This is a genomic window from Nonomuraea sp. NPDC004186 (assembly GCF_053603495.1).
The window spans coordinates 41814-67599 of sequence record NZ_JBSGFQ010000071.1; the positions used below are offsets into that span (position 1 = coordinate 41814).

Sequence of the window (25786 nt, forward strand, 5' to 3'; positions counted from 1 at the left end):
CTTTCTCGGCTATGGGTCTGCGCGTTCCGCCAGCATGACGAAACGCGGAAACCCGATTGCCTCGCTGTCCTGGCCGTCGCCAGTCAGTGATCACTGTGTTGCGACGACCTCACGAATGCGCCCGTGTACGCCAGGGGTGGGGGTTGGCCGCGTGGGTGGCCCGCATCGGCTTCGGAATGCGCCTTGCACGCTAGGGGTGGGCGTGTGGGGGACCGCCTGGTCTTTCGGGTCTTACCGGGAGGAGCGGCGGAAGCCTGGGTGGAGAGCCCCTAAGCTAGAGGGCATGCCGGAGTACATCTATACCCTGCAGCGCGTGCGCAAGGCGCACGGCGACAAGGTTGTCCTTGACGACGTCACGCTGTCGTTCCTGCCCGGAGCCAAGATCGGCGTTCTCGGCCCGAACGGCACCGGGAAGTCGACGCTGCTCCGGATGATGGCCGGCCTGGAGCAGCCGTCCAACGGTGATGCCAAGCTGATGCCGGGCTTCACGGTGGGCATGCTCCAGCAGGAGCCGCCGCTCAACGAGGAGAAGACCGTTCTCGGCAATGTGCAGGAGGGCGTCGCCGAGACGATGGCGATGCTCCAGCGCTACAACGAGATCGCCGAGCAGATGGCCACCGACTACAGCGACGAGCTGCTGGAGGAGATGGGCAAGCTCCAGGACCAGCTCGAGCACCGCAACGCGTGGGACCTCGACAGTCAGCTCGAGCAGGCCATGGACGCGCTGCGCTGCCCGCCGCCCGACGCCGAGGTGACGAAGCTGTCCGGTGGTGAGCGTCGCCGGGTCGCGCTGTGCAAGCTGCTCCTCGAGGCCCCCGACCTGCTGCTGCTCGACGAGCCCACCAACCACCTCGACGCCGAGAGCGTGCAGTGGCTGGAGCAGCACCTGGAGAAGTACGCCGGCACGGTGCTGGCCGTCACCCACGACCGCTACTTCCTCGACAACGTCGCAAACTGGATCCTGGAGCTCGACCGCGGCCGCGCGTACGCGTACGAGGGCAACTACTCCACCTACCTGGAGGCCAAGGCGCAGCGCCTCAAGGTCGAGGGGCAGAAGGACGTCAAGCGGAAGAAGCGCCTGGAGGACGAGCTCGAGTGGGTTCGGTCCAACCCGAAGGCCCGCCAGACCAAGAGCAAGGCCCGACTCCAGCGGTACGAGGAGATGGCGGCTGAGGCGGACAAGTTCCGCAAGCTGGACTTCGACGAGATCCAGATCCCACCGGGCCCGCGTCTGGGCACCACGGTGATCAAGTCCGACGTGCTGACGAAGGGCTTCGGCGATCGGCTGCTGATGGAGGGGCTGACGTTCGACCTGCCGCGTAACGGCATCGTCGGCATCATCGGCCCCAACGGCGTCGGCAAGACCACGCTGTTCCGCATGATCACCGGTAGCGAGACGCCTGACACCGGCTCGATCACCGTCGGCGACACGGTCAAGATCTCGTACGCCGACCAGAGCCGCGGCGGCATCGACCCGAACAAGAACGTCTGGGAGGTCGTCTCCGACGGGCTCGACCACATCAAGGTCGGCAACGTGGAGATGCCGTCCAGGGCGTACATCGCGGCGTTCGGGTTCAAGGGGCCTGACCAGCAGAAGAAGGCGGGGGTGCTGTCGGGCGGCGAGCGCAACCGGCTCAACCTCGCGCTCACCCTCAAGCAGGGCGGCAACGTCCTGCTGCTCGACGAGCCCACCAACGACCTCGACACGGAGACGCTGTCGTCGCTGGAGAACGCGCTGCTCGACTTCCCGGGCTGCGCGGTGATCACCTCGCACGACCGGTGGTTCCTCGACCGCATCGCCACCCACATCCTCGCGTGGGAGGAAGGCTCGAACTGGTTCTGGTTCGAGGGCAACTTCGCCGACTACGAGAAGAACAAGATCGAGCGGCTGGGCGCCGACGCCGCCCGCCCGCACCGCGTCACCTACCGGAAGCTCCACCGCGACTGAGCTGATGCGCACGCGCCCCGCCGTCCCGGAGGGAACCCCCTTCGTGTACGGCGGGGCGCGAGTGACATTGCCTGACGCACATGGCCGGTCGCCGGGACCGTCGACCGGCCGGATGGTGGCCGGGTGCCGGGATCGTCGGGCGGCGTACGGGTGCCGGGGCCGGCGATCAACTCTGTGACGTACGGATGCCAGGGCCGGCGATCAACTCGGTGGCTGACGGGTGCCGGGACCGGCGATCAGCTCGGTGGCGGGCGGGTGTCGGGGCTGGTGATCAGCCCGCGGCCGACGGTCAGCTCGGAGGCGGATGGGGCCCGGTGACGTGATGGACGCGCCGGGCAGGAGACAGCGCCGATCGGCCGCAGTGTTCGTTCAGGGCTCGACGGGGACCTGGGACAGAGCGGCGAGAGATTCCACGAAGAAGTAGATGACCCGGAAGAACGCCAGCACATCCCCGCGTTCCAGGCGTAACCCCCGATACATCACCACCCGTCCGGGATCGGCCCCCTCCCGCAGCTCCCGCCACGTCGCCTCCCCGGCCGCCAGCACATAGTCGGCGGCCGCCGGGTCGGAGGTGATCACCGCCTCGGCGCACTTGCCGTCTTTCCAGGTCAGGACCAGATAAGCCCCCGTCTCTCGTACGCCCAGCGCCCACGTGGCGGTGTAGCCGGCGCGGGCGCGGTCGATCCAGCTCCAGTACGACGGCAGTTTGCCCTCTTGAGGAGGCCCCGTCTCCACGGCGGCGCGGGCGGCTTCGGCCCATTCCGGGGTGAAGAAGCGCATGCGTCAGCCTCCGGCGAGCTCGGGTTCGATGCGGGCGACCATGTCCTGGATGTCCGGAGGGAGCGCGATGCCCACGTCCACCAGCTTCATGTGGAGCTGGCGGATCATGAGGCGCCTGACCTCCTCCGGCGACCAGCCCAGAGACTCGAGGGCGAGCCTGCGGCTGGTGGCGCTGTTCATGGCGAGGATCGTACGGAGCGTCTCGTGGATCTGGAGCAGCAGCCGCGGATCCTCCTGCACCGAGTCGCGCAGGAACCGCATCCCGAACTGCACGTGCCTGGCCTCGTCCCGGCACGTGGCCGTGAAGCCGGTGTAGTAGCCGGGCAGGAACCCTCGTTCCCGGCAGTACGTGAGCGTGATCTTCATGACGGAAAGAGCGAGCACGCCCTCGATCCACAGGAAGTACGTCGTGCCGTAGCGCACCCGGGCGGCGGGATCTTCGGGGTCCTTCCGCAGCTCGTCGGCCTGGTAGGCGAGCAGCCCGAACGGCCCCACAAACGTCTCCGACACGTGCTCGAACGACGCGTCCAGCACATCCTGCACCGAGTCGCCCGGCATGCCGACCACTTCGCGGTAGAAACGGTCGAAGAACACCGTGTGCCGGGCCTCGTCCTCGATCTGGCTGGACATGTAGATCCTGGACTCCTCGGAGCCGCCCAGCATGAACACCGGCAGCTCCACCTCCACCTGCCGCTCCCCATGGTGGAACCCGGCGGAGATCCCGACGAACGCGTCCCGTTCCTCCTGCGACATGCGCTCGCGCCAGTCGACGATGTCCTGCGAGAAGTCCAGCTCGTAGACGTCCCATCGCTGGCGCAGGTAACGCTTGTACAGCTCGGTGTAGTCGGGCAGCCGCTTGAGGTCGCGGTGCACGTACGCGAGCACGTCGTCGATGTCGAGGTGACGGATCCCGCGCAGGTCGGAGCCGGCGACGTCGGGCAGTTCGGTCATCCTTCGGCCTCCCCGAGGGCGACTGTGACAGGCGTGCGGGCGGGGCGGCGCCACGGCCCGTTGAACATGACGATCGCAGGGATGAACAGGACAAGACACCCCAGCGCCACGAACAGCCACGTCTGCCAGTCCGTCGCCGCGACGACTCGCGGGATGACCAGCAGCCCGACCACCGCGATACCCTTGGTCAGGAACCCGAACAGCCCCCACGCCGTGCCCTGCAGCCGAGGGTCGGCGTCCTCGGCGTCCTCCGAGTAGTTGGCCATCCAGGGCGCGTACGCCACTCCGAGCGAGCCGCCGAGCAGCGCGCCGACCACCATGAGCGTGCCGGTCGAGACGTCTTCCTGACCCAGGGAGACGGCGAGGTAGGCGGTGACGAGGACGGCCGCGATGGTTCCGCCGAGGGAGAACGGCTTACGCAGCTGAGTCCGGTCGGACAGGCGGCCTGTTACGATCAGCGTGAGCAGATTGAGACTCCAGAACGCCGCCATGATCGTCGAAGCCTGAGCACTGCTGATACCGAGCGCATCGACCAGCATCGTCTGCCCGAAGAGCGACAGCGTGATGTAGAGCACCAGCCACAGCGAGATGCCGATGACGTGCGCCCAGATGTTCCGCCTGACGAAGAGCGAGCGCACGCGCGCCGGCCTCCCGAGATCCACCACCTGAGCCGCCGCCTGCTCGGTGTGCTGGATCCGGGCCCGCAGCTCGGGCGACAGGTCTGCGATGTTGAATGCGATGACCGCCGAAATGACGAGCGAGAAGCACCCCATGATCACGAACTGCGAGCGCCACGAATCGTTGAAGATCGGCAGGGTCCAGCCGGCGATGGCCGCGGCCAGGAAGTTCGCGCCGACGGGTCCCCACGTCCAGAAGCCGAACGCCTGAGCCCGCCCCAGGCGCGGTGAGAAGTCCCTGATCAGCGGCGCGGTGCTGGCCATGGCCACGCCGTCCACGAATGCCAGCACGATCCGGGCGATCAGCAGGTCGCGCGGGTTGTGCACGAGCGTCATGGCGAAACAGCACACGGCCGTCAGGCCCATGAGCGGGATGAGCAGCCGCACCCGGCCGAGCCGATCGGTGAGTCTGCCGCCCAGGATGGAGGCGATCGCCCCGGCCACCGCCGCGGCGCCCGAGACTGCGCCGTACGTGGCCAGCGACATGTGTAGATCTTTGAGGAGGAGGGGTACGACGGGGGCGATCTGCCCTTCGTAGGAGCCGATGAGGATGGCCAGCACGGCCATCGTGAGGATCTTCATGCGGCGGGCGCCGGTCGGGTACTCGTCGAGCTCGCGGACGTAGGACAGCCTCATGGCTTGCCTTTCTGTGGGCTGGACCCCCGTCATGCGTTCTAGAAGCTTGCTCTAGAATTCATTTCTGTGATGTTGCTCCTCAGTGTGCCCGTCGTCAAGGGTGAGATGTTCATCCCTGGCTAGAATCCGATTCTAGGATCGCCCGGTGTAAGGAGTCGTGTGTTGGACCTTGAACTCGACGGCCTGGAAGTCACCTTCGACCACACGGCCGTGGCCGCTCCCCGGATCAGGGATCTGTTGCCGATCTACCGCGACCTGCTCGGCGGCCGGCACCTGGGCGGCGGTGGTGACAACCGGGCCGTCGGTTTCCGCACGTTACAACTCACATATGCGAACGGCAGCAAGATCGAGCTCATGGAGCCCCTGGCCGGATCGACGTTCTTCGACAGCTTCTTCGAGCTCACCAGAGGGCGGGGCGGCGTCCACCACCTGAACTTCCACGTCGACGACCTGACGGCCGCGGTTGCCCTGCTGACCGCCCGCGGCTACCGCCTGCACGGCCTCAACCAGGCGGATCCCCGCTGGCGTGAGGTCTTCCTGCACCCCAAGGAGGCCCACGGCGTCCTGATCCAACTGGCCCAGCCGGGTCCGCACGAGCCGGGCGACGTCCGGCCGACGGTGGAGGAGGTGCTGGCCGGCCGGGGGTGGAACGGCAACGGCGTACCCAGCCCTTGATGCTGGGAGTTCGCGGGGAGCCGTTCGAGGCGGGAGAGGAGAAATCCAGTGGGGCTGCGCAGGCAGCCGGAGGGCTTTCCCGCGCGATCGCTCCCGGCTCGTGTCGGAGAAAGGTGCGGATCGGAGCGCCGACCGCCAGGTCCCGGTCACCCCTCTTCGAGGACCTGGAGGGGGTCGAGGCGCCGGATCAGGGTCATCGCCGCCTCGATGACCTCCTGCGCCTCCTCCTCCGTGTCCGAGGTGGCGACCTCCCGGGCAGCCTCACCGATGATGCTGGTCAGCACGGCCACGGTGAACCGATCGAGTGGATCATCCCCTGCCCTCAGCAGCACCGCGTTCTGGCGTACCCACTCCCGCCCCCGCGTACGGCGGATCAGCTCGAACCCCGGCGGCCCGTCCCCATCGATGAAGAGCCGCACCAGATCGCGCCGGTCCCAGGCCCCGGCGAGGTACGCGCGAGCCCCGGCGATCAGCAGCTCGACGGGATCATCCACGCCCGCTTTCTTGGCCTTGGCCACACTGGCGGCCGACGCCTCCTCATGCGCTGCCTGATGGTCTTCATACAGGGCCAGGAACAGCTCGGTCTTGCCCCCGAAGTGGTGGTAGAGGCTGCCGACACTGGAGCCGGCGCGGGCGACCACCTCGGAGACGCCAGCCTCGGCGAAGCCGTGCTCGCCGAAGACCTCGCGAGCCGCCTGCAGCATGTTTTTACGGGTCTGAGCCGTACGACTCCACTCCCACGAGGACTTACGCACCACGCGGCAGAGTATAGACCTGGCCGATTCTAGAATCAGGTTCTTGACACCGCGCAACAGTGATGGTCGGGGAGACGGCTGACGGACCTCTCGCTCACCTCAAGATCCGCAAGTCCATGGGGCAGACGATCTGGCCATCGAGTGCATGGTCGCCGACTCCCTGGTGAAGATCGAGGCGGCCAAGTGGCTGCCGTGGCACGCGGCCTGGCGGGTGCGGGAAGGCATGGATGCCCGGCACGCCTCCTCGATCGCCGAGCATGGGTGAACCCTTGGGCGATGTACGCGAGCGGCTCCATCCCTCGCGCCGACAGACGCGGCGGGCTCGCCTCGGAGGTTGGGGAATCGAGCTCGTTCTGCAGACAGGATGTCGGCCAGCCCGGCCGGAGAGGTAGAAGCCACCGGAAGCAACGGTACGCACGGCGTTCAGCGCGGGGGGCCTTGGTGACGTACCCGTTGGCGCCCGAGCGGATGGCGGCCAGCACGTCGGCGGGCCGACCCGAGGCCGAGATGGCCAGGACCCTGGTGGTCGCCGACCGCTCCCTGACCTCGGTCGCCGGTGGACAGGTACGGGTCGAGGATCAGCACGTCGTGGTCCAGGCCGGAGCCGCGCAGGTCACCGATCCTCGAGCCTTGGAGCACGACTTCGAGGTCATCGAAGCGGGGAAGGAGGTACTCCAGGCCATGGCGGATGAGCTCGTGGTCGTCGATCATCGCGATGCGAATCACGCCGTGTTCCCCTGAGGGCTGTGAGCGTGGCGGCAGGCCGGCGAGGGTGAGCATGGGCATGCAGGGCCGACCAGTCCCCTAAAAGCGCAACAGACTCAGCGCGAGATCATTTAGTAAGGATGGGCGACGGGCTGCCGCCCATCCTTACTGTTGTATCCGCCTACTCCACCTCGACCGGCAACTCGTAGATCTCCGTCGTGGGATGCCCGGCCTTCTCGTGTACGCGCAGCACCGCCTCCTTGGACGGCCCGGACGACAGGCAGAACACCTTGCCCGACTCGGGGTCGAGCCAGGCGCGCTCGAAGTGCACGCCCTCGGACTCCTCTATCGCCAGGTCGCGCTCATGCGCCGCACGCAACTGCTCCTCCGTGACCCCCACGAACCCGCTGTGCACGTCCATGAACTTCGCCATCACGTCCTCTCCTCCTGCACCATCCGGTACGTCGTGTGCCCTCTGAGGAAAAGGCGTTCCATCATGTGCCATCCCCGTGCCACTGCCACCCAACCAAACCGGCATCACCCGAGCCCGCTCCAGGAGGGCCTACGGCCTCCGGCGCATCAGCATCGCCACCCCATGAACGCCCACCGCTCCCGGCACCACCAGCATCGCCACCCCATGAACGCCCACGGTCCCCAGGCACCACCAGCACCGCTACCCCATGAACGCCCGCGGTCCCCCCGACACGGGTAATGGGCGGTCAGGTGGCGGTGAAACCGGGTGCTGAGGGGGTCGGGCGCTGAGTGGGCCCGGTGGTGGCAGCCCCGGGCGATAGTTACGCTGAGTAATCAAGGGCTGTCAGGGTGGGTGGTGGCCCGTATATCCCCGTCACCCAGGGGCGTGGTTCGCGCGCCCCCGGCAGGAGGCGGCTCCCGGTGCGGGCACCCGCGCCTGATCCCCTTGTCCGATGGACTTGCGCCCGTGCCGGTGCCTGCGCCCGTGCCCGTGCCTGCGTCCGTGCCTGCGTCCGTGCCTGCGCTCGATCCCCCTGTCCGCCTCCGGGGCGATCATCGGGCGGCCTTTGACCAGCCCGCTCGTGCGACACCTCCGACCACGAGAAACAGACCTGACGCAAGGACACCAGACCCGGGCGGGTACGGTGGCGGACGTGGTTGAACGCTCCCAAGCCCAGCGGCACGTATACCTCCGAACGGTGAGATTTGCCGACATCGACTCCCAGGATCACGTGAACAACGTGCGCTTCCTCGACTACCTCGAGGACGCCCGCTTCGGCATGTTCCACATCGATCCGTACAACGCGGGCGAGGAGCCGTTCAAAGGGCTGGTGGTGACCCGCCACGAGATCGACTACCGCCGCCCCCTCGGCTTCCGTGCCGAGCCGGTGCGGGTCGAGACGTGGGTGACCGAGATCAGGTCGGTGCGGTTCACGATTCAGTACGAGATCCTCGACGACAGCGACGTGTACGTCACCGCCACCTCGGTCCTCGCGGCCTACGACGTCGAGCGGGCGGCACCGCGCAGGCTCACCGAGAGCGAACTGGCCTATCTCAAACGCTTCTCGTGAAGCGGTGGTTGATGCTGGCGCTGGGCGTAAACGCGCACACCAGCGTCACCTTAGGCCTGGGCGGACTGCCCCTGATCCTGCCCGAAATACAGCGACATTTCGAAGTTTCGTTGCCGGTCGCGGGGATCATCGCGAACGCCCCGGCCATCGGCATCCTGTTCGCGCTGGTCGCCTGGGGCGCGCTGGCCGACCGGCACGGCGAACGCGTGGTCCTGGGCACCGGAGTGGGCCTGGCGGCCGTGCTGTTCGCCGCCGTCGCGTTCGTCGACCGGACCTGGGCGGTGATCGCGCTGCTGGCCCTGGCGGGCGCGGCGGGCTCGGCCGCGCTGGTCGGCGGCGGGCGGATCGTCCTGCGCTGGTTCGAACCGCCCGAACGCGGCGTCGCGATGGGCGTGCGCCAGGTCTCCTTCACCCTCGGCATGGCCATCGGCGCCTTCGTTCTTCCGCCGGTCGCCCGGGCGCACGGCCTGCCCGGCGTGCTCGCCGTCTGCGCCGCCGTCAGCCTGCTGGCCGCCGTGCTGGCCGCGCTCTTCCTGGCCGAGCCACCGCGTACGATCTCCGCGCCGGGCAGCGCACCGGCGGGCACGCCGTACCGGCAGCCCGCGCTGTGGCGGGTGCACGCGACCAGCGCCCTGCACGTGGTGCCCCAGATGGTGGTCAGCACGTACGGCGTGACCTGCCTGGTGCACCTGTACGGCTGGGACAGCGTGGGGGCCGGGCAGTTGTTCGGGGTGGCGGCGATCGGCGGGGCGGCGGTGCGCATCGCGGTCGGGCGCTGGTCCGACAGGACCGGCCTGCGCATGCGGCCCCTGCTGCTCATCACCCTCGCCACCCTCGGCGTGCTGGTGCTGCTGGTCGTCGGCACGATCACCGGCGGCGAGTTCGGACCCGTCATGCTCGCCCTGGCTGCGGTGATGACCGTGGCCGGCAACGGGCTCGCCTATCTCGCCGCCGGAGAGCTGGCCGGACCCGCCTGGGCGGGCAGGGTGCTGGCCACCCACAACACCGTCCAGAACACCGTCTCCCTCGTCATCACGCCGCTCGCCGGCGTGCTGATCGAGCACGCCGGGTTCTGGGCGGGGTTCGCGGGGGGCCTGGCGTGCGCGCTGCTCTCGCTGCCCGTCATCCCCTTCCGCGGCGAGCTTTCGCGAAGGCATGACTGACGCCGGAGCCACACCCGCGGGATCGCTAAGGCTATGGCCAGCGCCGGAGCCACACGGCTATGACTCGTGCCGGAGCCACACCGCGGTGTCGGGCGGCAGCAGGTCCCCCTTGAGCGGACCGCTCGACAGGAGCACGGTGTCGTGCTCGGGCAGGTGTACCGGCCGGAGTCCGCAGTTGATGGCGCAGGTCAGCGGGCCGCGGGTGAAGAAAAGCACACCCTCGGGTGAGTCCAGCCACTCCAAGGTATAAGGAATTGATCCGACCAGGTCACGGCGGCAGGCCAGGGCCCGGCGGTAGAACTCCAGCGTCGAACCGGCGTCCCCTTCCTGCTTCTCCACGCTCAGCTCCGCGAACGTGGCCGGCTGCGGCAGCCACGGTTCCACCCCGCCGGGAGAGAAGCCGTGGGAGGGCGGGTCCACCGTCCACGGGATCGGCACCCGGCACCCGTCGCGCCCGGGCAGTTCGCCCTTCGACTGGAAGAAGACGGGGTCCTGCCTGGCCTCGTCGGGCAGGTCGGTCACCTCGGGCAGCCCCAGTTCCTCGCCCTGGTAGAGGTAGGCGGACCCGGGCAGGGCCAGCATCGTCAGCAGCGCCGCCCTGGCCCGCGCGAGCCCCGTGCCGGGGTCGGCGGTCCCGTAGCGGGTGCGGTGGCGTACGACGTCGTGGTTGGACAGCACCCACGTGGCGAACGGCACGGCGGCCAGGGTGTCGTCGATCACCTTCTTGAACGCCGTCGGCGACCACGGCGCCTGCAGCCAGGCGAAGTTGAAGCTCTGGTGCAGCTCGTCCGGGCGTACGTAGCGGGCGAGGTCCTCGGAGCTGTCCGTCCACACCTCGCCCACGGCCATCCGCTCGCCCGGATAACCGTTCAGCAGCCGACGCCAGTCGCGGTAGACGTCGTGCACCTCCGGCTGCCCCCACAGCGGCGAGACCGACATGAACGACTGGTCGCCCACGTTGGGCAGCCCCTCGGCCTTGTAGAGCCCCATGGCCACGTCGATGCGGAACCCGTCGACGCCCCGGTCCAGCCAGAACCGCAGGATGTCCAGGAACTCGGCGTGCACCTCGGGATTGCGCCAGTCGAAGTCGGGCTGCTCGGGAGCGAACAGGTGCAGGTAGTACTGCCCGTCCGCCACCTTCGTCCAGGCGGGCCCGCCGAACGTGGACTGCCAGTTGTTGGTGGTGTCGCGGAAGATGTACCGGTCGCGCCGCTCGCCCCGCAGCGCCGCCTGGAACCAGGGATGCTCGGATGAGCTGTGGTTGGGCACGATGTCGACCAGCACCCGCAGCCCGTGCTCGTGTGCCTGCGCGACCAGCGACTCGAAGTCGGCCAGCGTGCCGAACAACGGATCGACACCCCGGTAGTCCGCCACGTCATAGCCGCCGTCGGCCATGGGGGAGGGGTAGAAAGGCGTCAGCCAGATGGCGTCGACTCCCAGCCGCCGAAGATACGGCAGGCGCTCGCGCACCCCGGCCAGATCGCCGACGCCGTCTCCCGAGGCGTCGGCGAAGCTGCGAACGTAGATCTCGTAGACGATGGCATCACGCCACCAGGGGATATCCATGTGGCGTGTCATGCCCGCTATGTCGGGGAGTTCACCAGGCTGTGGGCCGCGTAGACCAGATAGTCCCAGAGCCTGGTCCCCAGCTCTTCCGGCAGGTCGAGCGAGTCGACCGCGTCACGCATGTGCCGCAGCCAGGCGTCCCGTTCCGGCTCGCCGATCACGAACGGCATGTGCCGCATGCGCAGCCTCGGGTGGCCGCGCTGCTGGCTGTAGGTGTTGGGCCCGCCCCAGTACTGGATCAGGAAGCCCCGCAGCCGCTCTTCGGCGCCCTCGAAATCGGACTCCGGGTAGAGCGGCCGCAGCAACGGGTCTTCCGCGACGCCCTCGTAGAAACGGTGCACGAGGCGCCGGAAGGTCTCGTCGCCCCCGACGGCGTCGTAGAAGGAGGTCTCACTCACGTTCTCAGCCTATGCGGTGGCGACCATGGGGATGCCGGCGGAGTCGAGTGCGGACTTGACCCGGTACCTGAGCTCCCTGGACACCTCGGCCTGCGCCGAGGGCAGGGTCTTGGCGCTGATGCGGAACACCAGCGAGCTGTCGGACATCTGCTCGACGCCGTACACCTGCGGCTGCTCCACGATCTTGGTCTCCCGGAACTCGCCGTCGGCCCAGATCTCCTCGGCCACGTGCTCCAGGAGCACCCGGACGCTCATGATGTCCGCGTCGTAGGCTACCGGGACGTCCATGAAGGCCCGCGACCAGCCCTGCGACTCGTTGCCGACCCGGGTGATGGTGCCGTTGCGGACGTACCAGACGCGGCCGTCGACGTCGCGCAGCCTGGTGACGCGCAGGGTCACCGCTTCGACCGTGCCGACCGCGGCGCCCGCGTCGATGACGTCGCCCACGCCGTACTGGTCTTCGAGCAGCATGAACATGCCCGCGATGAAGTCCTTGACCAGCTCCTGGGCGCCGAAGCCGATGGCCACGCCGAGGATGCCGACGCTGGTGAGCAGGGGTGCGATCGGGATCGTCAGCCGATCGAGCACGGTCAGCACCGCGGTGCCGAGGATGACGATCGAGGCGACGTGCTTGAGCACCGAGCCCATGGTCTCGGCGCGCTGCTTGCGGCGCTCGTGCAGCAGCGCGTCGATGCTGTCGGGCACCGCGTTCTTGCGGAACCTGCTGGTTATCGAACCACCCGTGGCCGCGCGGTTGACCACTCTCGTGATGACCCGGTGCGCGACTTTGCGAAGCACGATCGCGAGCACGAGGATCAGGACGATTGTGATCAGACTAGCCACCAAGGGCGCCCAGGTCGCATTCTGGAACATCCCGACAAGGGTAGAGCAAATGCCCGCCGGGTCGTTCTCGCAGCTCCCAGCCATTTGCTGGGTCAACTTCTCGAAGTCCAACTGAGAAGCGGGTGGTTGCGACGCTGTCACCAGCAGTAACACTGGGTAGATCCCCCTCCGGAAGCGGTTCGGTCGGCTGCTTTGGACCGATTCGATCCAAAATACCGCCGACCGGACCGCCCGCCGTCACATCACGCCGGGGAAGACGGGGACGCCTGCTCTCTGGGCCGCGGAGGGAGAGAGCGGACGCTCCGATGACGGACGGCTCGGAACGGGACGCGCACCCGGAAGCGTGTCCCGTGCCGGTTCCGGGAGGGATCCCCCGAACACCCGCCCGGGAGGACCGGGCGGGTGGCTGTGGACAGGCACGGCATGCGAGACCGTGCCTGGGCCGGAACCGGCGGGGCGACCAAGGGCTCCGGCATACGGGAGTCCCTCCGCACCGGCCACCCCGCCGGCTCCGTTGACGCCGCCGTGGGTGCGGTGAGCCGTGGTGGCTGCGCTCCACCCGGGTCACCGCTTTGTCACTCGCCCACGGCGGCCAGTACGCGTGCGACCTTCGTGGCCGCTCCAGCCGGGTCGTCGGCCTTGTGCATCCGTTCACCCCAGGACCAGCAGTACCACCAGTCCGGTACATCGGATGCGCTCGTCGACCGACAGGTGACGTTCTCCGACAGGCTGGTCGCGTTCGGGTTGATGACCCGTGCGAACATGCGCCCGCCCTGGGTCTGGACCACTCGCGCGAGCAACCCGTGAGCGTCGAGTTCGGATACGAGACGCTTCAGATGCTCGAAGTTGTCGTCCCCCACCTTTCGTCCCCTCCTTTTGGGAATCGGCTGGTGGGCCAAACATGCCTCATGTCAAGGGCGGGCGCAATGCCGCTTCCCCGGTCACGGGGAGTTGCTTCTCCCTCATGGGATGTAAGAAACAGTCCCTCGGAGGACGATCCTTATCCGTAGGCTTGATGCCGGGCGTTTTCAAGCTGGCGACATTGGTTCACACTCTTGGGTAGGCGCACAGCTACATGGACGCTACGCTGAGTCACCAGATATGGACCGGTCGAGACACGCGCGAGAGGGGCCGGGATGTCCGGCAGGCAGCACAGGGAAACGGAGATCGCCAGGCGGATCAGAGCCAAGGGCCTGGCCGCCGGGCGCACTTCGGCCCAGATAGCTGACGAGATCCATGAGCAGTGCACTCCGCAATTCGGCACCAGCCGCGTCAAATCCCACCGTCTTTCCTACGGCATCGCGCTGGCGGATGTCATCGAGCAGATCAGAGCCCTGTTCGAGCGTGACAACAAGGCGATGCCCGGCATCGGAGAGACCCTGCTGTCGGCCTACGAGAGCGGGCTCAAGCGCCCAGGACCCGAATACATGCACTACCTGTGCACGGTCTATCGGGTGGAGCCGCTGGAGCTCGGTTTCGACGGGCCGTGCATCTGCGGCCACGGGCACCGCACGCCGGGCGTGCTGCTGGGAGACAGCACCGAGCGGCCGTTAGCGCAGGCGGAGCGCGAGACCGGGTCGCCCCCGGAGCCCGAGACAGAGGCCGACGAGAACATCCTCCGGCGCACCATGCTCAACCTGCTCAACCCCGGGACCAGCGCCGCCACCGAGCTCGACGGGCCGGTGCTCGGCGCGTGCGAGGGCATCAGGCGCCGGATGGACGAGACGCTCGTCGCGGCCACGGTGTCGGCGGCGATGCTCGACCAGTGGGAAGAGGCCACGCAGAGCTTCGGCCGCCAGTACACGACGACGGCCCCGCTGCGCCTGCTGTGCGACGTGATGCTCGAGATGAGCGCCGTACGCGCGGCGCTGACCCACCGTCAGCCCATCGACCTGCACGACCGCCTTCTGCGGATGGCGGCCCAGCTGGCGGGGCTGAGCGGCATGATCATGATCAATCTCGGTGACCACCGGCTGGCCCGCTCCTTCTTCAGGACCGGACGCACCGCGGCCGACGAGACGGGCGACCGCGCACTGCGCGCGTGGATCACCGCCCGCGAGTCGCTCGTGCCGCTCTACTTCGGGGACGCCCGGGAGGCGCTCAACCTGGCGAAGAAGAGCCGCGACCTGGCCGGCACCATGCCCTGCCCCGCGCAGGCCATGGCACCGGTCGTCGAGGCGCGGGCGCTGGCCATGCTCTCGGGCGCCGAGAACAAGAAGGAGATCGTCGACCAGGCGAAACGCGCGCTGGCCAGGGGCAGGAACGCCTTCTCCCACATGCGGCCCGAGCACCAGGCGGACATGGCCTTCGGCTACACCGAGAAGCAGCTCTACTTCTACCAGGGCGACGTGCTCACCAAGCTCGGCCAGACCCTGGAGGCCGAGGTGGTGCTCGACCAGGCGCTGGAGAAGTACGAGGATCACATCCTCGACCAGACGCTGATCAGGCTCGACCAGGCCCAGTGCCGCATGATCGACGGGGAGTTCGACTCCGCGCTGGACATCGGCACCAGGGCGCTGCGGATGCTCGGCGACGAGTACATGACCGATTTCATCATGCGTCCCGCACTGGCGCTCGAACAGGCGATCATGGCCCGTGACGCGAACAACTCGAAACTCGAGGAGTACAGGGCCGAACTGCGCCGGCCGAGGGTCCCGACGAAAGGCGGCGGTGCATGAACGTGGAGATCCGGCGCTATAGGTGGTCAGATCTCGACACCATCCTCGCACTCCACCGGATCTCCCTCGCCGAGGTGGGACTGGTGCCGGGCGACGGCGTCTACTACGACGACGACTTCCCGCGCATCCAGGAGATCTACCTGGGCTGCGGCGGTGACTTCCTGGTCGGCGAGGTGGACAAGCGGGTCGTCGCGATGGGCGGGCTGAAACCCGTCGACACGGCCACGGCCGAGATGTGCCGGCTGAGAGTGCACCCGGAGTTCCAGCGGCGCGGTTACGGTGCGGCCATGCTGCTCGCACTCGAACGGCGCGCGGTGGAGCTCGGCTTCGAACGCGTCAGAGGCGACACCACGCTCAACCAGGAGGCCGCCCTGGCGCTCTACGAGCGAGAGGGATGGCGCGAGCTCTCCAGACAGCGGGTCGGCGACCACACTGTCGTCTACCTCGAAAAACGCCTGGCCCCTCCGGCGGTCATCGAGCTCTGAGGCTCCCGGCGTACGGCCCCACCCAACCCCTCCTGGGGCCGCTTCCTCCCCTCCCCGGTGATCTTCCCCGGGCTCCCGGCGTGACTTCACCGCCGACATTCCTTCCGTCACCCGCAGTACGCGACGACGCCGGTTCTGGCGTCCGCGGTATGGATGTACAAACCCGCGGGTGAGGCTCTTAACACCGAGGTGTAGAGGAACCTCACCGGCTGCTCCCTGTACATCAGTGGCTGCGAATAGTAGTGAGATGCTTTTGCCATGGCAGTCGTGCCCGCTCCCCGACCCCTCCTGGGAGCCGTGCTTCTGTTGTTCGTCAGCGCCGCTTGGGGGTCGGCGTTCCCGCTGATGAAAGATCTCATCCACCGGTTACCGGTGGAGGATCTGCTCGCCGAGCGCTACCTGATCGCCGCGCTCACCCTCCTCGTCATCAGGCCGCGCTGCTTTCGGGGGCTGCCGCGCAGGACCTGGATCTACGGGGTCGTTCTCGGGGTCATGTTCGGGATCGGTCAGGCCGGTCAGGCCGTCGCGCTGCACGGCCTGCCGTCCTCGCTGTCGGGGTTCGCCGTCGGCTGCAGCGTGGTGATCACGCCGATCCTGGCGCTCGTCCTGTTCAAGGTGAAAGTGCCGCGCCGGATCTGGGCGGGGGTGGTGCTCGCGCTGGCCGGGATGACCGTGTTCACGCTGCTGAGGGGGATGGAGGACCACGAGGTCTCGGTGCTGGCGCTCGGGGTCACGCTGTCCGCCGCCGCCCTCTACTCCGGCCACACGCTGCTGCTGGCGCAGTTGTCCAAGCGGGGTGAGACCTTCCACGCGTACGCGCTGACGGTGATCCAGCTGTTCACCATCGGGCTGCTCACCGGGGTCGTCGCCGTCCGCGACGGGGTCGTGCTGCCGTCGGGAGGGTCCGACTGGCTGATCCTGGGGCACCTGGCCGTGGTGTCGTGCGCGCTGGGGTTCCTGGCCCGCTCGTACGGCCAGGCGCACGTCACGGCCGTGCCGAGCGCGATCCTCATGTCGTCGCAGCCGCTCTGGGTGGCCGCGATCTCGGTGATCTGGTTCCACGAGCCGATCGGCTGGGGCATGGTCGTCGGCGGGGGGTTGATGGCCGGCGCGATGCTGCTCGCGCTTCCCGCGAGAACCGCCGCGCTGGGAAAAGAGCGCCCCCGCGCCAACCACGCCCTCCTCATCGTCGCCGCACGGGCGGCCAGGACGCTGGCCGACCTGAGGATCAAACGTGCGGATCCGCTGCCGCTCGGCGGCAGCCAGACGCCGTATCTCGACAGAGGAGCCTGTGTGAACGCTGAGACGTGCCCCTGGCACACGCGCTCGCTCAAGGGCGGCGGGGAGCCCAGCCTGGAGCGGCTGATCGAGCGGGCCACGGTCATCGTCCGGGCGAGGAATCTGCCGGGGCCGGGGTGCTGCCGGTCGGTCACCCTGCTCGGCCGGTGCCTGTGCGATCTGATGGAGGAAGCCGAGCAGGCCCGGACGAAAGCCCTCCCACGTTGGTTTCGGTCCCAATAGCTTACTGGTGTCAATCAAAAGGCAACCGCTTTTTGCGGTGTAACCTTCCACTTATTCACCATAAATCTTGATATTCGGCGGGGTGCACTAATAATGGGAAAATAGCCCCAGTGGGAGAGGTATGTCATGAAGCGCATCATTGTCCGCAAGCCTGGAACCGCGAGGCTGGCAGGGACCTCCAGCGTCCTTCACAAGGGGTGACCGAGGCAAGGTCCCATCTCAGAGTTGAGGGCGAAGCACCCGCTCAATGGGGGGCCGTACGGCTGCTGACACCGTTGATCGACGGACATCGCCGGCCGCGCGGCCCCTACACTGTCGCCGCCGCCCTGCTGCGTCACCTGGTGCCGCAGGCTCTGGAACGGGACGGGGACCTGGTGGCGGCGCACGACATCGAGATCCGTGCCGCCGCGCCCGAACTGGCCCCCCTCGTGCCGCTCCGGCGGGCCACGATCGACGCCGGGCTGCCTGAGGACGAGCGCATCCTCGTGCCCGCGCCCCGCCGTACGCTGCGGCTGGCCAACGGGCTCGCGGAGTTCATCAGGGACGCCGTACGCCCCGGGCGGGCGATCGCCGTGTGCAACGGCGCCGAGGCCGACCCGACGGACACCGAACTGCTGGACGTCATGATGCGGCGGATCCCGCCGGACCTCCTCACGATCATGCTGTACTCCGGCGGCCCCGACCCGCCGCCCGACACCCGGAGCGCGGACGAGCTCTGGGCCCTGGTGGACCGGTGCATGCGCGACGGATTCCTGCACGCCGCCGTCGAGCTGGGGGAGCGCGGCATGGCGCGCACCGAGGCGGGCGGCGAGCACTGGTGGCGCTTCGCGCAGCGCACCGCGACCGCGCTGGGCGGCCTCGGCCGCACCGACGACGCCCAGGCGATCTGGGACGGGGTTCGCGCGGCCAGCCAGGATCCGGCGATGCACGCCGCCAGCGCGTACGGCACAGCCATGCTCGACGCCCGCCACCCCGACCCCGCACGCCGTGACCTGGGCCGGGCCCGGCGCTGGATCAACGAGGCCATCGCCATCTCCACCCTGCTGCCGGACCCCTTGGACCGGGCGTTCAAGCTGGGCTTCGACCTCAACGGCCTGGCGCTGATCGAGCTGCGGCACGGCCGGCCGGGCGCGGCGCTGTCGCTGGTCGAGTCGGCCGTCGAGCTGGCGCGCGAGCTGCGGGAGCGGCATCCGCTGCACCGCATGGTGCTGCTGGCCAACCGGGCCCAGCTGCTGGCCGCGCTCGGTCACGTCAAGGAGGCGATGGAGGACTACGCGGCCGCGATCGCGCTGGACCCGGCCTTTCCCGACTACTACCTGGAGCGGGGGAACCTGCTGTTCAAGCTCGGGCGGCACGAGGAGGCGCTGGTCGACTTCGAACGGGCCATGCGGGCCGGGCCGCCGCTGCCCGAGGCGTACTACAACCGGGCGGAGCTGCACACCGTGCGGGGTGACACCGAGGAGGCGCTGGCCGACCTGGGACGGGTGATCGAGCTGGACCCGTCCTACCTGGACGCGTACATCAACCGGGCCGGGCTGCTGGCCGCGGCGGGCCGCGATGAGGAGGCCCTGGCCGACGTCGTGGCCGGGCTGGTCCTGGAGCCCGGCAACCCCCACCTGCTCACGGTGCTGGGGCAGCTGGAGACGGCGGCGGGGCGGCTGGCGGCGGCGGGGGAGGCGCTGGACCGCGCGGTGGAGCGCGCGCCCGGGCTCGCCGCCGCCTGGGGGAACCGGGGAGTGCTGCGATACGCCGCCGGGGACCTGGAGGGGGCGGTCGAGGACCTGAGCCGGGCCATCGAGCTGCAGCCCGAGCCCGACCTGTACACCAACAGGGCCGTCGCCCTGCGCGCGCTCGGGCGCGCCGCCGAGGCCGACGCGGACGAGCGGCGGGCCGATCGCCTCACCTGACGACCGCCTGCCGCGATGGGACTATTGGGTTATGCGGGGGCGAATGGGGCGGGCGGCCGCGGTGTGCGCCGCTCTGGGGGTGCTGTGGTGGGCCAGCGTGCGCCTGGCCTGGGCGGGCATCGGCTGCGAGGACTGGGGGTGCCTGGCACCCGCCGTCGGCGTCGTGGTGGTGATCACGCTGGCCCTGATCGCCGGGTTCGCGCTCGTGCTGGAGCGGGTGGACGTACGGCCGGGGCGGCGGGTGGCGCTGGTGGCGGGCGGGGTGCTGGTGGTGTTCAGGCTCGTCGGCGAGGCGCTGCCGTCGTGGACGTCCTCGCTCGCGCACGCTGTCACGGCCGGGGCGGTCTTCGCCGGGGCAGGGGCCGTGGCGGCGTTCGTGACGGAGCCGGGGGTGGCGCGGCGATGGAAGGTGGTGACCGCGCTGGGGGTGGTCGCGCTGGTGCCTGCCGCGCTCGTCGTGTCGTGGGCGCGGTTCGGCGCCTAAACGGGCTGGATCATGAGCAGGCTCTTGCCGGTCACCGCGCGCGCCTCGATGGCGGCGTGCGCCTCGGCGGCAGACTCCAGGGCGTAGGTGGCGCCGACGGTCGGGCGCAGGCGTCCGGCGGCGGCCAGCGTCAGGGCCTCCCTGGCCAGCTCGCGCAGGTCCGCCTGCGGCCAGGCGACCGCAGTGACGCGCGGATCCGGCGTGGTCATCGGACCGCCCGCCATGCCGTACACGCTCAACCTGCCGCCGTCCTTCAGCAGCCCCTGCGCCGCCGCGCCGACCTCGCCGCCGACCCCGTCGAAGACCAGGTCGAGGCCGCCCGTCGCGTCCCGTACCAGGTGGGTCCAGCCGGGGTCGGTGTAGTCGACCGTCAGCTCCGCACCCAGGCTCGCCGCCAGGTCGCGCTTGGCGGCGCTGCTCGCCGCGCCCACCACGCGCGCCCCCGCGGCCGTGGCGAGCTGCACCAGCAGGCTCCCCACACCGCCGCCGGCCGCCTCGACCAGCACCCACTCCCCGGGCTTGGGGGCGGCCGCCCGCGCGAGGCCCACGGCGGTGCGCCCGTCCGCGAGCAGCGCCACCGCGAACTCGGGCGACAGGCCGCCGGGGATCGGGATCAGGTCGCCGGCGCTCGCCACCGCGAGCTCCGCGTATCCGCCGTGACCGCCGAGCGTGCTGACCACCGGCGTGCCGGTCAGCGCCGGGTCGACGCCTTCGCCGGTCGCGGCCACCGTCCCCGCGACGCCGTTGCCCAGGATCGCGGGCAGCTCGGCCTGCCGCGGCCCCCGGTTGGCGCGTACCTGCGTCTCCACGAACGTGATGCCCGCCACCGACACGTCCACGAGCACCTGCCCGGGCCCGGCCACCGGGTCCGGCACCTCCTCCACGACCAGCGCCTCCGGTCCGCCGTACCGCCTCAAGACCACCGCACGCATGATGAGCCCTTCTCTATCGGAGCGATTCGCTCCGAAAATACTAATATCCTGTACGGCATGAGCACACGCGGGAGGCAGGCCGAGGCCGCGCGCAACGATCTGCGGCTGCTGCGGGCCGCGCACGAGGTGTTCACGACGCAGGGGTTCGACGCGCCGGTGTCGGCCATCGCCAAGGCGGCGGGCGTGGGCATGGGCAGCCTCTACCGCCGCTACCGCACCAAGGAGGAGCTGCTCCAGCGCCTGTGCGTGATCGCCATGGAGCGCGGGGTCGAGGCGGCCGAGGCCGGGCTGGCCGAGCCGGACCCGTGGGAGGGGCTGGCCTCCTACATCCGCGCGTGCGTGGGGTTCAGGTCGGGCGCGCTCGCACCGGTCGCCGGCACCATCGAGGTCACCGACGAGATGTGGCGCACGGCGCGCAAGGGCACCGAACTGGCCGACCGGCTGATCACCAGGGCGCGCGCGGCCGGCGTGCTCAGGGGCGACGTCACCACGCTGGACGTCTCGCTGCTCATGGAGCAGTTCAGCCGCCCGGCGCCCGGCGCCGAGCATCCGCACGCCAAGGAGCGGCTGCTGACCATCGCGCTCGACGGCCTGCGCGCGCCGGGGACGACCGAGTTGCCCGGCGACCCGCCGAGCACGGAGTGGTACGAAGGCCGCTGGGGGAGCCCTTCGTAGGTCTACGGTGGGGGCGTGGGCTTCAACGACCTGCTCAAAGACCTCGACCACAGCGCCAGCGTCCAGGCCGCGGGCATCAGACGCGGCTACGGCGGGCCGCCCGCCCGCACGGTGGGCGTCACCGTGGGGCTGGCGCGGCTGCGCTGCGCCTCGCTGCTCAAGCCCCTGTACGCGTGGGTGAGCGCGGCCCACATCCCCGACGCCGAACGGTGGCGGCGGCACGCCGAGCCCGCCGTGGTCGTGTCCTCCAACGCCGACACGCTCAACCTCTGGCTGGCCGTCGGCCCCCGGGTCATCCTCGACGACCTGCGCAGCCGCACCGGCATCGCCTGGTCGCCGCCCAACGGCGACCCCTCGCGGTTCGGCTCCGTCGAGGTGGCGGCCGACGAGGTCGCCATCGCGTACGCGGTGCTCGCCCAGGCCGCCGTCGCCGGCGACCCGGTCGCGGAGACCATCCTGGGGTGGATGCGGCAGGTCAGCGCGTCGCAGGCGTTCGGGGCCCGGGAGGCGATCCGCTCGCCCGGGGCCGGGGTCAAGAGCGGCTGGTACGGCGCTCCTGACGAGACCTGCCTGCGTACGCACACCGTGGCCGTGCTGCCCCGGGGCGGCACCCGGGTCGCGGTGGCCGTGGGGATGACCGCGCTGCCGTACACCGACCCGCGGGAGCGCGAGGCGTACGTCGAGAAGGTGGGCAAGGGCGTGCCCGTGGAGCCCGATCACGAGAAGGTGGCGGGGCGGCTGCTACGCGGGCTCCTGGTGACGACGCTCGACGAACTCGGCCATTTCCGCGACGGCCCCCACGTGTGAGGGCCCGCGCGCTCCCGCTCGCCGCGTCCTGGATCTTTGCCGACTTTTCCTATTTCGTGTGGAGTGAGTGTGAAATTTACTGTTTTGGGCGGATGTGGGGCTTGGCCTGCGGCGGGGCAGGCGTGCAGCGGGTACGTGGTGGAGGCCGAGGGGTTCCGCGTCCTCGTCGATCCCGGCTATGCCACGCTGCCGAGGCTCCTCGGGCGCATGCGGGCCGACGAGGTGGACGCGGTGCTGGTCACCCACGGCCACCCCGACCACTGCGCCGACCTCAACCCGCTGCTGCGCGCCCGCGCCCTCGCCGACGTCCCCGCTCCCGCCCTGCCGGTGTACGCGCCGCCGGGCGCGCTGGACGCCGTCCTGGCGCTGGACAAGCCGCGCATGCTGGCGGGCAGCCTCGTGACGCGCGATCTGGCGCCCGGCGTGCCGTACGAGATCGGTCCGTTCCGCCTGGACGTGTTCGACCTGCCGCACCACGTGCCCAACGCCGGCCTGCGGCTGAGCGCCGGAGATCGCGTGATCGCCTACACCGGGGACACGGGGCCGTCCCCCGAGCTGGCGGTGCTGGCGGAGGGAGCGGACCTGCTGGTGGCCGAAGCGACCTATCCGGAACGGATCCCCGAAGAGGACGCGCCTTACCTGTCCAGCGCCCTGGACGCGGGCCGCACCGCGGCCTCGGCGGGCGTGGGCCGCCTGCTCCTCACCCACCTGTGGCCCGACACGTCCCCGGCGCTCGCGCTGCTGGCCGCCGCGAAGTCCTATGACGGCACGCTGGAGGTCGCCTCCGAGGGCATCACGCTGGACCTGTGATGACGCCTCACCGCGCCGTGAGCCGCTCGATCACCTTCGCCAGCTCGGGCGGCTCCACGTTGCCGGGCAACTCCTCGGCCCAGGCGTAGCCCCGGTAGGCCACTCGCTCCTCCTCGGTGAGCTCCCCGGGATCCACCTCCGGCCGCGCCTCCTCGAAGGTGGCCAGGAAGAACGGCTCGGTCTTCACGTACCGCACTCCCAGCCACGAGAAGTCGCGCTCGACCTCGACGAACCGCTCCCGCACCGCCGAGCCCGGCAGCCCGGTCTCCTCGCCCAGCTCGCGCCTGGCCGCCTCCAGCGCCGTCTCGCCGGGGTCGATCCCGCCGCCGGGCGGCTCCCAGATGTCCAGGCGGCTGACGGGGTCGTACCAGTGCATGAGCAGCACCCTGCCGTCGCGATCCAGGCAGACGACCCGAGCCGCAGGCCGGTCGCTGATGCCCGCTTGCCCCTCTATGGCACCCACCAGCCCGACGTTACTCCTGCCGCTCCTCCTCCAGCACGAGCCCCAGCAAGCCGGGGAAGCGGTGATCGAACTCCTCCTGGCGCAGGCGGTTGAGCCGCCGGGCGCCTTCGTCGCGCTGCTCCAGCAGCCCCACGTTGCGTAACACCGAGAAGTGGTGGCTGAGCGTGGACTTGGCCACCGGCAGGTGGGAGAACGTGCCGCAGGCGCGCGTCCAGGCGGGGACGGCCGCCAGCTCCCGCACGATGCGGCGCCGGATCGGATCGCCCAGAGCGTCGAGGGCGGCCTGCAGCGAGACCTCGATCGGGGATGTGTGCGTCAGACCGCGCGTCCTGTTCGACTGCGATCGAACATTGTTGTAGTGTTCCATCTCGATCGAACATTCTATGCGAGGGGAGCGGCCGTGGACATCGGGCGCGTCGGAGTGTGGCATCCCATGATCGGCACGGCCCCCGCCGAGGAGGCGCGTCGTGCGGCGGCCACGATCGAGTCGCTGGGCTACGGCTCGCTCTGGGTCAACGAGGGCAAGAGCAGCAAGGAGCCGCTCGTCATGTCCGCCGTCCTGCTGGCGGCCACCCGGCGCATCGCGGTCGGCACCGGCATCGCCAATATCTGGGTGCGCGACGCCACGGCCATGGCCGCGGGCGCGGCCGCGCTGGGCGACGCCTTTCCCGACCGGTTCCTGCTCGGCATAGGGGTCAGCCATGCCCCGCTGGTCACCGGCCGCGGCCACGACTACGCCAAGCCCCTGGCCGCGATGCGCACCTACCTGGAGGCCATGGACCAGGCCGGCCGGACGCTGCCCGTACCCCCGGTCCCGGTTCCCAGGGTCCTCGCCGCGCTGAGGCCCAAGATGCTGGAGCTCTCCAGGGACCTGGCGGACGGCGCCCACAGCTACTTCGTGCCGCCGGAGCACACCGCGCAGGCCCGCCGGATCCTCGGCCAGGGCCCGCTCCTGATCCCCGAGCAGGCGGTCGTCCTGGAGTCCGACCCGGCCCGCGCCCGCGAGATCGCCCGCGCCCACATGTCCTACTACCTGACGCTGCCCAACTACCTCAACAACCTGCGCACGCTGGGCTTCAAGGACGACGACTTCGCCGACGGCGGCAGCAACCGCCTCGCGGACGCCATCGTGGCCTGGGGCAACGCCGACGCCATCACCAAGCGCGTGCACGCCCACCTGGACGCGGGGGCCGACCACGTCGTCATCCAGCCGCTCTCCCCGGACGTCCCGGACCTCGCCCATGCCCTGACCCAGCTGACCGACCTCGCCCAGCCCCTCGGCCTGTAACGCCCGTCGGAGCGTTTGACCTCGAGTGGGCTCCAACTCGTAGCGTGAGTCGCATGACAACGCCGCAACACAAGATCGGGTCGGGATTCGGGGCCAGGAGCACCGCGGACGACGTGCTCCACGGGATCGATCTCTCAGGAAAGCTGGCGATCGTCACCGGCGGCTACTCGGGCATCGGCCTGGAGACCACGCGGGCGCTCGCTCGAGCCGGAGCGCACGTCGTGGTGCCCGCGCGCCGTCGCCAGGCCGCCGAGGAAGCGGTCGGGGGCATCGGCGGGGTCGAGGTGGACGAGCTCGACCTCGCCGATCTGGAGAGCGTACGGCAGTTCGCCGAGCGCTTCCTGGCCACCGGCCGCAGCGTCGAGATCGTCATCGACAGCGCCGGGATCATGGCCTGCCCGGAGACGAGGGTGGGCCCCGGGTGGGAGGCGCAGTTCGCCACGAACCACCTGGGCCACTACGCGCTCGTCAACCGCCTCTGGCCGGCCGTCGCCCAGGGCCGGGGACGGGTAGTGTCCGTTTCGTCCGCCGGGCACCGGCATGCGGGCATCCGGTGGGACGACGTCCAGTTCGAGCGGGGCTACGACAAGTGGCAGGCCTACGGGCAGGCGAAGACCGCCAACGTCCTGTTCGCCGTCCAGCTCGACGCGCTCGGCCGGGACGCGGGGGTGCGGGCGTTCGCGCTGCACCCGGGTGCCATCCTCACGCCGCTGCAGCGCCACCTCCGCAAGGAGGAGATGGTCGCCGCGGGGTGGATCGACGAGGAGGGCAACGCCCTGGACCCCACGTTCAAGACCCCCGAGCAGGGCGCGGCCACCCAGGTGTGGGCGGCCACCTCGCCGCAGCTGGCGGGCATGGGCGGCGTCTACTGCGAGGACTGCGACCTCGCCGAGCCGACCACGGAGGCCGTCGGGCCCGGGGTGCGCGACTATGCGATCGACCCGGAGCAGGCCGCCCGGCTGTGGGCGCTCTCCGCCGAGCTGACCGGGGTCAACGCCTTCGGCTAGCCCCGTTTTCCGCATGTGAGTGATCTTCAGCGGAGGTCTCGTGGATCGATGTCGAGGAGGTCCAGGAGATCGAGTTGGAGATCGGTGG

Annotated in this window: 27 protein-coding genes; 15 read left to right on the forward strand and 12 right to left on the reverse strand. The window is 69.8% G+C overall.

Features of this window, described 5'->3' with window-relative positions:
- The first annotated feature begins 283 nt into the window (after window positions 1-283).
- A complete protein-coding gene (ettA, locus tag ACWEPL_RS42185; protein WP_363980788.1) occupies window positions 284-1948 on the forward strand; it encodes an energy-dependent translational throttle protein EttA in 1665 nt (554 codons plus the stop codon).
- Between the two features lie 369 nt (window positions 1949-2317).
- On the opposite strand, the gene ACWEPL_RS42190 is transcribed toward ettA, so the two are convergent.
- The 3 genes from ACWEPL_RS42190 to ACWEPL_RS42200 are packed head-to-tail and all read right to left on the reverse strand — an operon-like array spanning window position 2318 to window position 4992.
- Entirely contained in the window at window positions 2318-2728 is a 411-nt protein-coding gene (locus tag ACWEPL_RS42190) for a hypothetical protein (RefSeq protein ID WP_452439486.1), read from the reverse strand.
- A 3-nt stretch (window positions 2729-2731) separates the two neighbouring features.
- Window positions 2732-3679, reverse strand: a complete 948-nt coding sequence (locus ACWEPL_RS42195) for a ribonucleotide-diphosphate reductase subunit beta (RefSeq protein ID WP_363980782.1) — start codon at window positions 3677-3679, stop codon at window positions 2732-2734.
- Window positions 3676-4992, reverse strand: coding sequence for an MFS transporter (locus tag ACWEPL_RS42200; RefSeq protein WP_363980780.1), 1317 nt, complete (start codon window positions 4990-4992; stop codon window positions 3676-3678). The genes ACWEPL_RS42195 and ACWEPL_RS42200 overlap by 4 nt, the downstream gene beginning before the upstream one ends.
- 162 nt (window positions 4993-5154) lie before the next feature.
- Between ACWEPL_RS42200 and ACWEPL_RS42205 the strand changes: the two genes are divergently transcribed.
- Window positions 5155-5667 (forward strand): VOC family protein, encoded by a 513-nt coding sequence (locus tag ACWEPL_RS42205; protein WP_452439487.1) that lies wholly within the window; start codon window positions 5155-5157, stop codon window positions 5665-5667.
- 146 nt (window positions 5668-5813) lie between these two features.
- Here the strand turns inward: ACWEPL_RS42205 and ACWEPL_RS42210 are convergent, their stop codons facing one another.
- Entirely contained in the window at window positions 5814-6425 is a 612-nt protein-coding gene (locus ACWEPL_RS42210; protein ID WP_363980774.1) for a TetR/AcrR family transcriptional regulator, read from the reverse strand.
- Window positions 6426-6863: 438 nt separating this feature from the next.
- Here ACWEPL_RS42210 and ACWEPL_RS42215 point away from each other — a divergent pair, with 438 nt between their 5' ends.
- Window positions 6864-7163, forward strand: a complete 300-nt coding sequence (locus ACWEPL_RS42215) for a hypothetical protein (RefSeq protein WP_452439488.1) — start codon at window positions 6864-6866, stop codon at window positions 7161-7163.
- Between the two features lie 145 nt (window positions 7164-7308).
- Here the strand turns inward: ACWEPL_RS42215 and ACWEPL_RS42220 are convergent, their stop codons facing one another.
- Window positions 7309-7560, reverse strand: coding sequence for an SCO4226 family nickel-binding protein (locus ACWEPL_RS42220; protein ID WP_350731592.1), 252 nt, complete (start codon window positions 7558-7560; stop codon window positions 7309-7311).
- A 739-nt stretch (window positions 7561-8299) separates the two neighbouring features.
- On the opposite strand from ACWEPL_RS42220, the gene ACWEPL_RS42225 reads away from it, so the two are divergent.
- Together ACWEPL_RS42225 and ACWEPL_RS42230 are read left to right on the forward strand one after the other, a co-directional pair.
- Complete coding sequence (locus tag ACWEPL_RS42225; RefSeq protein ID WP_350731589.1) at window positions 8300-8671, forward strand: acyl-CoA thioesterase; 372 nt, start codon at window positions 8300-8302, stop codon at window positions 8669-8671.
- Window positions 8668-9834: an MFS transporter gene (locus ACWEPL_RS42230; protein WP_452439489.1), complete on the forward strand. Its 1167-nt coding sequence runs from the start codon at window positions 8668-8670 to the stop codon at window positions 9832-9834. Before ACWEPL_RS42225 ends, ACWEPL_RS42230 begins: the two co-directional genes overlap by 4 nt.
- A gap of 57 nt (window positions 9835-9891) precedes the next feature.
- Here the strand turns inward: ACWEPL_RS42230 and ACWEPL_RS42235 are convergent, their stop codons facing one another.
- The 4 genes from ACWEPL_RS42235 to ACWEPL_RS42250 all read right to left on the reverse strand — a co-directional run bounded on the left by ACWEPL_RS42235 (window position 9892) and on the right by ACWEPL_RS42250 (window position 13501).
- Window positions 9892-11400 (reverse strand): glycoside hydrolase family 13 protein, encoded by a 1509-nt coding sequence (locus ACWEPL_RS42235; protein WP_452439490.1) that lies wholly within the window; start codon window positions 11398-11400, stop codon window positions 9892-9894.
- A 17-nt stretch (window positions 11401-11417) separates the two neighbouring features.
- Window positions 11418-11798, reverse strand: a complete 381-nt coding sequence (locus ACWEPL_RS42240; protein WP_355200170.1) for a globin — start codon at window positions 11796-11798, stop codon at window positions 11418-11420.
- A 9-nt stretch (window positions 11799-11807) separates the two neighbouring features.
- On the reverse strand, window positions 11808-12596 hold the full coding sequence (locus ACWEPL_RS42245) for a mechanosensitive ion channel family protein (RefSeq protein WP_452439491.1): 789 nt from the start codon (window positions 12594-12596) through the stop codon (window positions 11808-11810).
- A gap of 620 nt (window positions 12597-13216) precedes the next feature.
- Window positions 13217-13501, reverse strand: a complete 285-nt coding sequence (locus tag ACWEPL_RS42250; RefSeq protein WP_355200171.1) for a hypothetical protein — start codon at window positions 13499-13501, stop codon at window positions 13217-13219.
- Between the two features lie 276 nt (window positions 13502-13777).
- Here ACWEPL_RS42250 and ACWEPL_RS42255 point away from each other — a divergent pair, with 276 nt between their 5' ends.
- From ACWEPL_RS42255 to ACWEPL_RS42275, 5 genes are all read left to right on the forward strand, one after another.
- A complete protein-coding gene (locus tag ACWEPL_RS42255; RefSeq protein ID WP_452439492.1) occupies window positions 13778-15319 on the forward strand; it encodes an XRE family transcriptional regulator in 1542 nt (513 codons plus the stop codon).
- The gene (locus ACWEPL_RS42260; RefSeq protein ID WP_363980757.1) at window positions 15316-15804 is read left to right on the forward strand and encodes a GNAT family N-acetyltransferase; all 489 of its coding nucleotides are present in this window, start codon (window positions 15316-15318) and stop codon (window positions 15802-15804) included. Before ACWEPL_RS42255 ends, ACWEPL_RS42260 begins: the two co-directional genes overlap by 4 nt.
- 297 nt (window positions 15805-16101) lie before the next feature.
- Window positions 16102-17325 (forward strand): DMT family transporter, encoded by a 1224-nt coding sequence (locus tag ACWEPL_RS42265; RefSeq protein ID WP_452439493.1) that lies wholly within the window; start codon window positions 16102-16104, stop codon window positions 17323-17325.
- 275 nt (window positions 17326-17600) lie between these two features.
- Entirely contained in the window at window positions 17601-19232 is a 1632-nt protein-coding gene (locus ACWEPL_RS42270) for a tetratricopeptide repeat protein (RefSeq protein WP_452439494.1), read from the forward strand.
- 31 nt (window positions 19233-19263) lie between these two features.
- Window positions 19264-19716 carry a hypothetical protein gene (locus tag ACWEPL_RS42275; RefSeq protein WP_363980748.1) on the forward strand — a complete coding sequence of 151 codons (453 nt, stop codon included), beginning with the start codon at window positions 19264-19266 and terminating at the stop codon, window positions 19714-19716.
- On the opposite strand, the gene ACWEPL_RS42280 is transcribed toward ACWEPL_RS42275, so the two are convergent.
- Entirely contained in the window at window positions 19713-20648 is a 936-nt protein-coding gene (locus ACWEPL_RS42280; protein ID WP_452439495.1) for a zinc-binding dehydrogenase, read from the reverse strand. The genes ACWEPL_RS42275 and ACWEPL_RS42280 overlap by 4 nt on opposite strands.
- A 57-nt stretch (window positions 20649-20705) precedes the next feature.
- On the opposite strand from ACWEPL_RS42280, the gene ACWEPL_RS42285 reads away from it, so the two are divergent.
- From ACWEPL_RS42285 to ACWEPL_RS42295, 3 genes are all read left to right on the forward strand, one after another.
- Window positions 20706-21323: a TetR/AcrR family transcriptional regulator gene (locus ACWEPL_RS42285; RefSeq protein WP_452439496.1), complete on the forward strand. Its 618-nt coding sequence runs from the start codon at window positions 20706-20708 to the stop codon at window positions 21321-21323.
- A 15-nt stretch (window positions 21324-21338) separates the two neighbouring features.
- Window positions 21339-22130, forward strand: a complete 792-nt coding sequence (locus tag ACWEPL_RS42290; RefSeq protein ID WP_363980740.1) for a hypothetical protein — start codon at window positions 21339-21341, stop codon at window positions 22128-22130.
- A 69-nt stretch (window positions 22131-22199) separates the two neighbouring features.
- Window positions 22200-22940: an MBL fold metallo-hydrolase gene (locus tag ACWEPL_RS42295; protein ID WP_452439497.1), complete on the forward strand. Its 741-nt coding sequence runs from the start codon at window positions 22200-22202 to the stop codon at window positions 22938-22940.
- 7 nt (window positions 22941-22947) lie between these two features.
- On the opposite strand, the gene ACWEPL_RS42300 is transcribed toward ACWEPL_RS42295, so the two are convergent.
- Window positions 22948-23403 carry an NUDIX domain-containing protein gene (locus tag ACWEPL_RS42300; RefSeq protein ID WP_350731562.1) on the reverse strand — a complete coding sequence of 152 codons (456 nt, stop codon included), beginning with the start codon at window positions 23401-23403 and terminating at the stop codon, window positions 22948-22950.
- A 10-nt stretch (window positions 23404-23413) separates the two neighbouring features.
- A complete protein-coding gene (locus ACWEPL_RS42305) occupies window positions 23414-23770 on the reverse strand; it encodes an ArsR/SmtB family transcription factor (RefSeq protein ID WP_452439498.1) in 357 nt (118 codons plus the stop codon).
- Between the two features lie 33 nt (window positions 23771-23803).
- Here ACWEPL_RS42305 and ACWEPL_RS42310 point away from each other — a divergent pair, with 33 nt between their 5' ends.
- Window positions 23804-24691 (forward strand): TIGR03620 family F420-dependent LLM class oxidoreductase, encoded by an 888-nt coding sequence (locus tag ACWEPL_RS42310; protein WP_363980731.1) that lies wholly within the window; start codon window positions 23804-23806, stop codon window positions 24689-24691.
- A gap of 53 nt (window positions 24692-24744) precedes the next feature.
- Window positions 24745-25698 carry an SDR family NAD(P)-dependent oxidoreductase gene (locus ACWEPL_RS42315; RefSeq protein WP_449901068.1) on the forward strand — a complete coding sequence of 318 codons (954 nt, stop codon included), beginning with the start codon at window positions 24745-24747 and terminating at the stop codon, window positions 25696-25698.
- The last annotated feature ends 88 nt before the right edge of the window (window positions 25699-25786 follow it).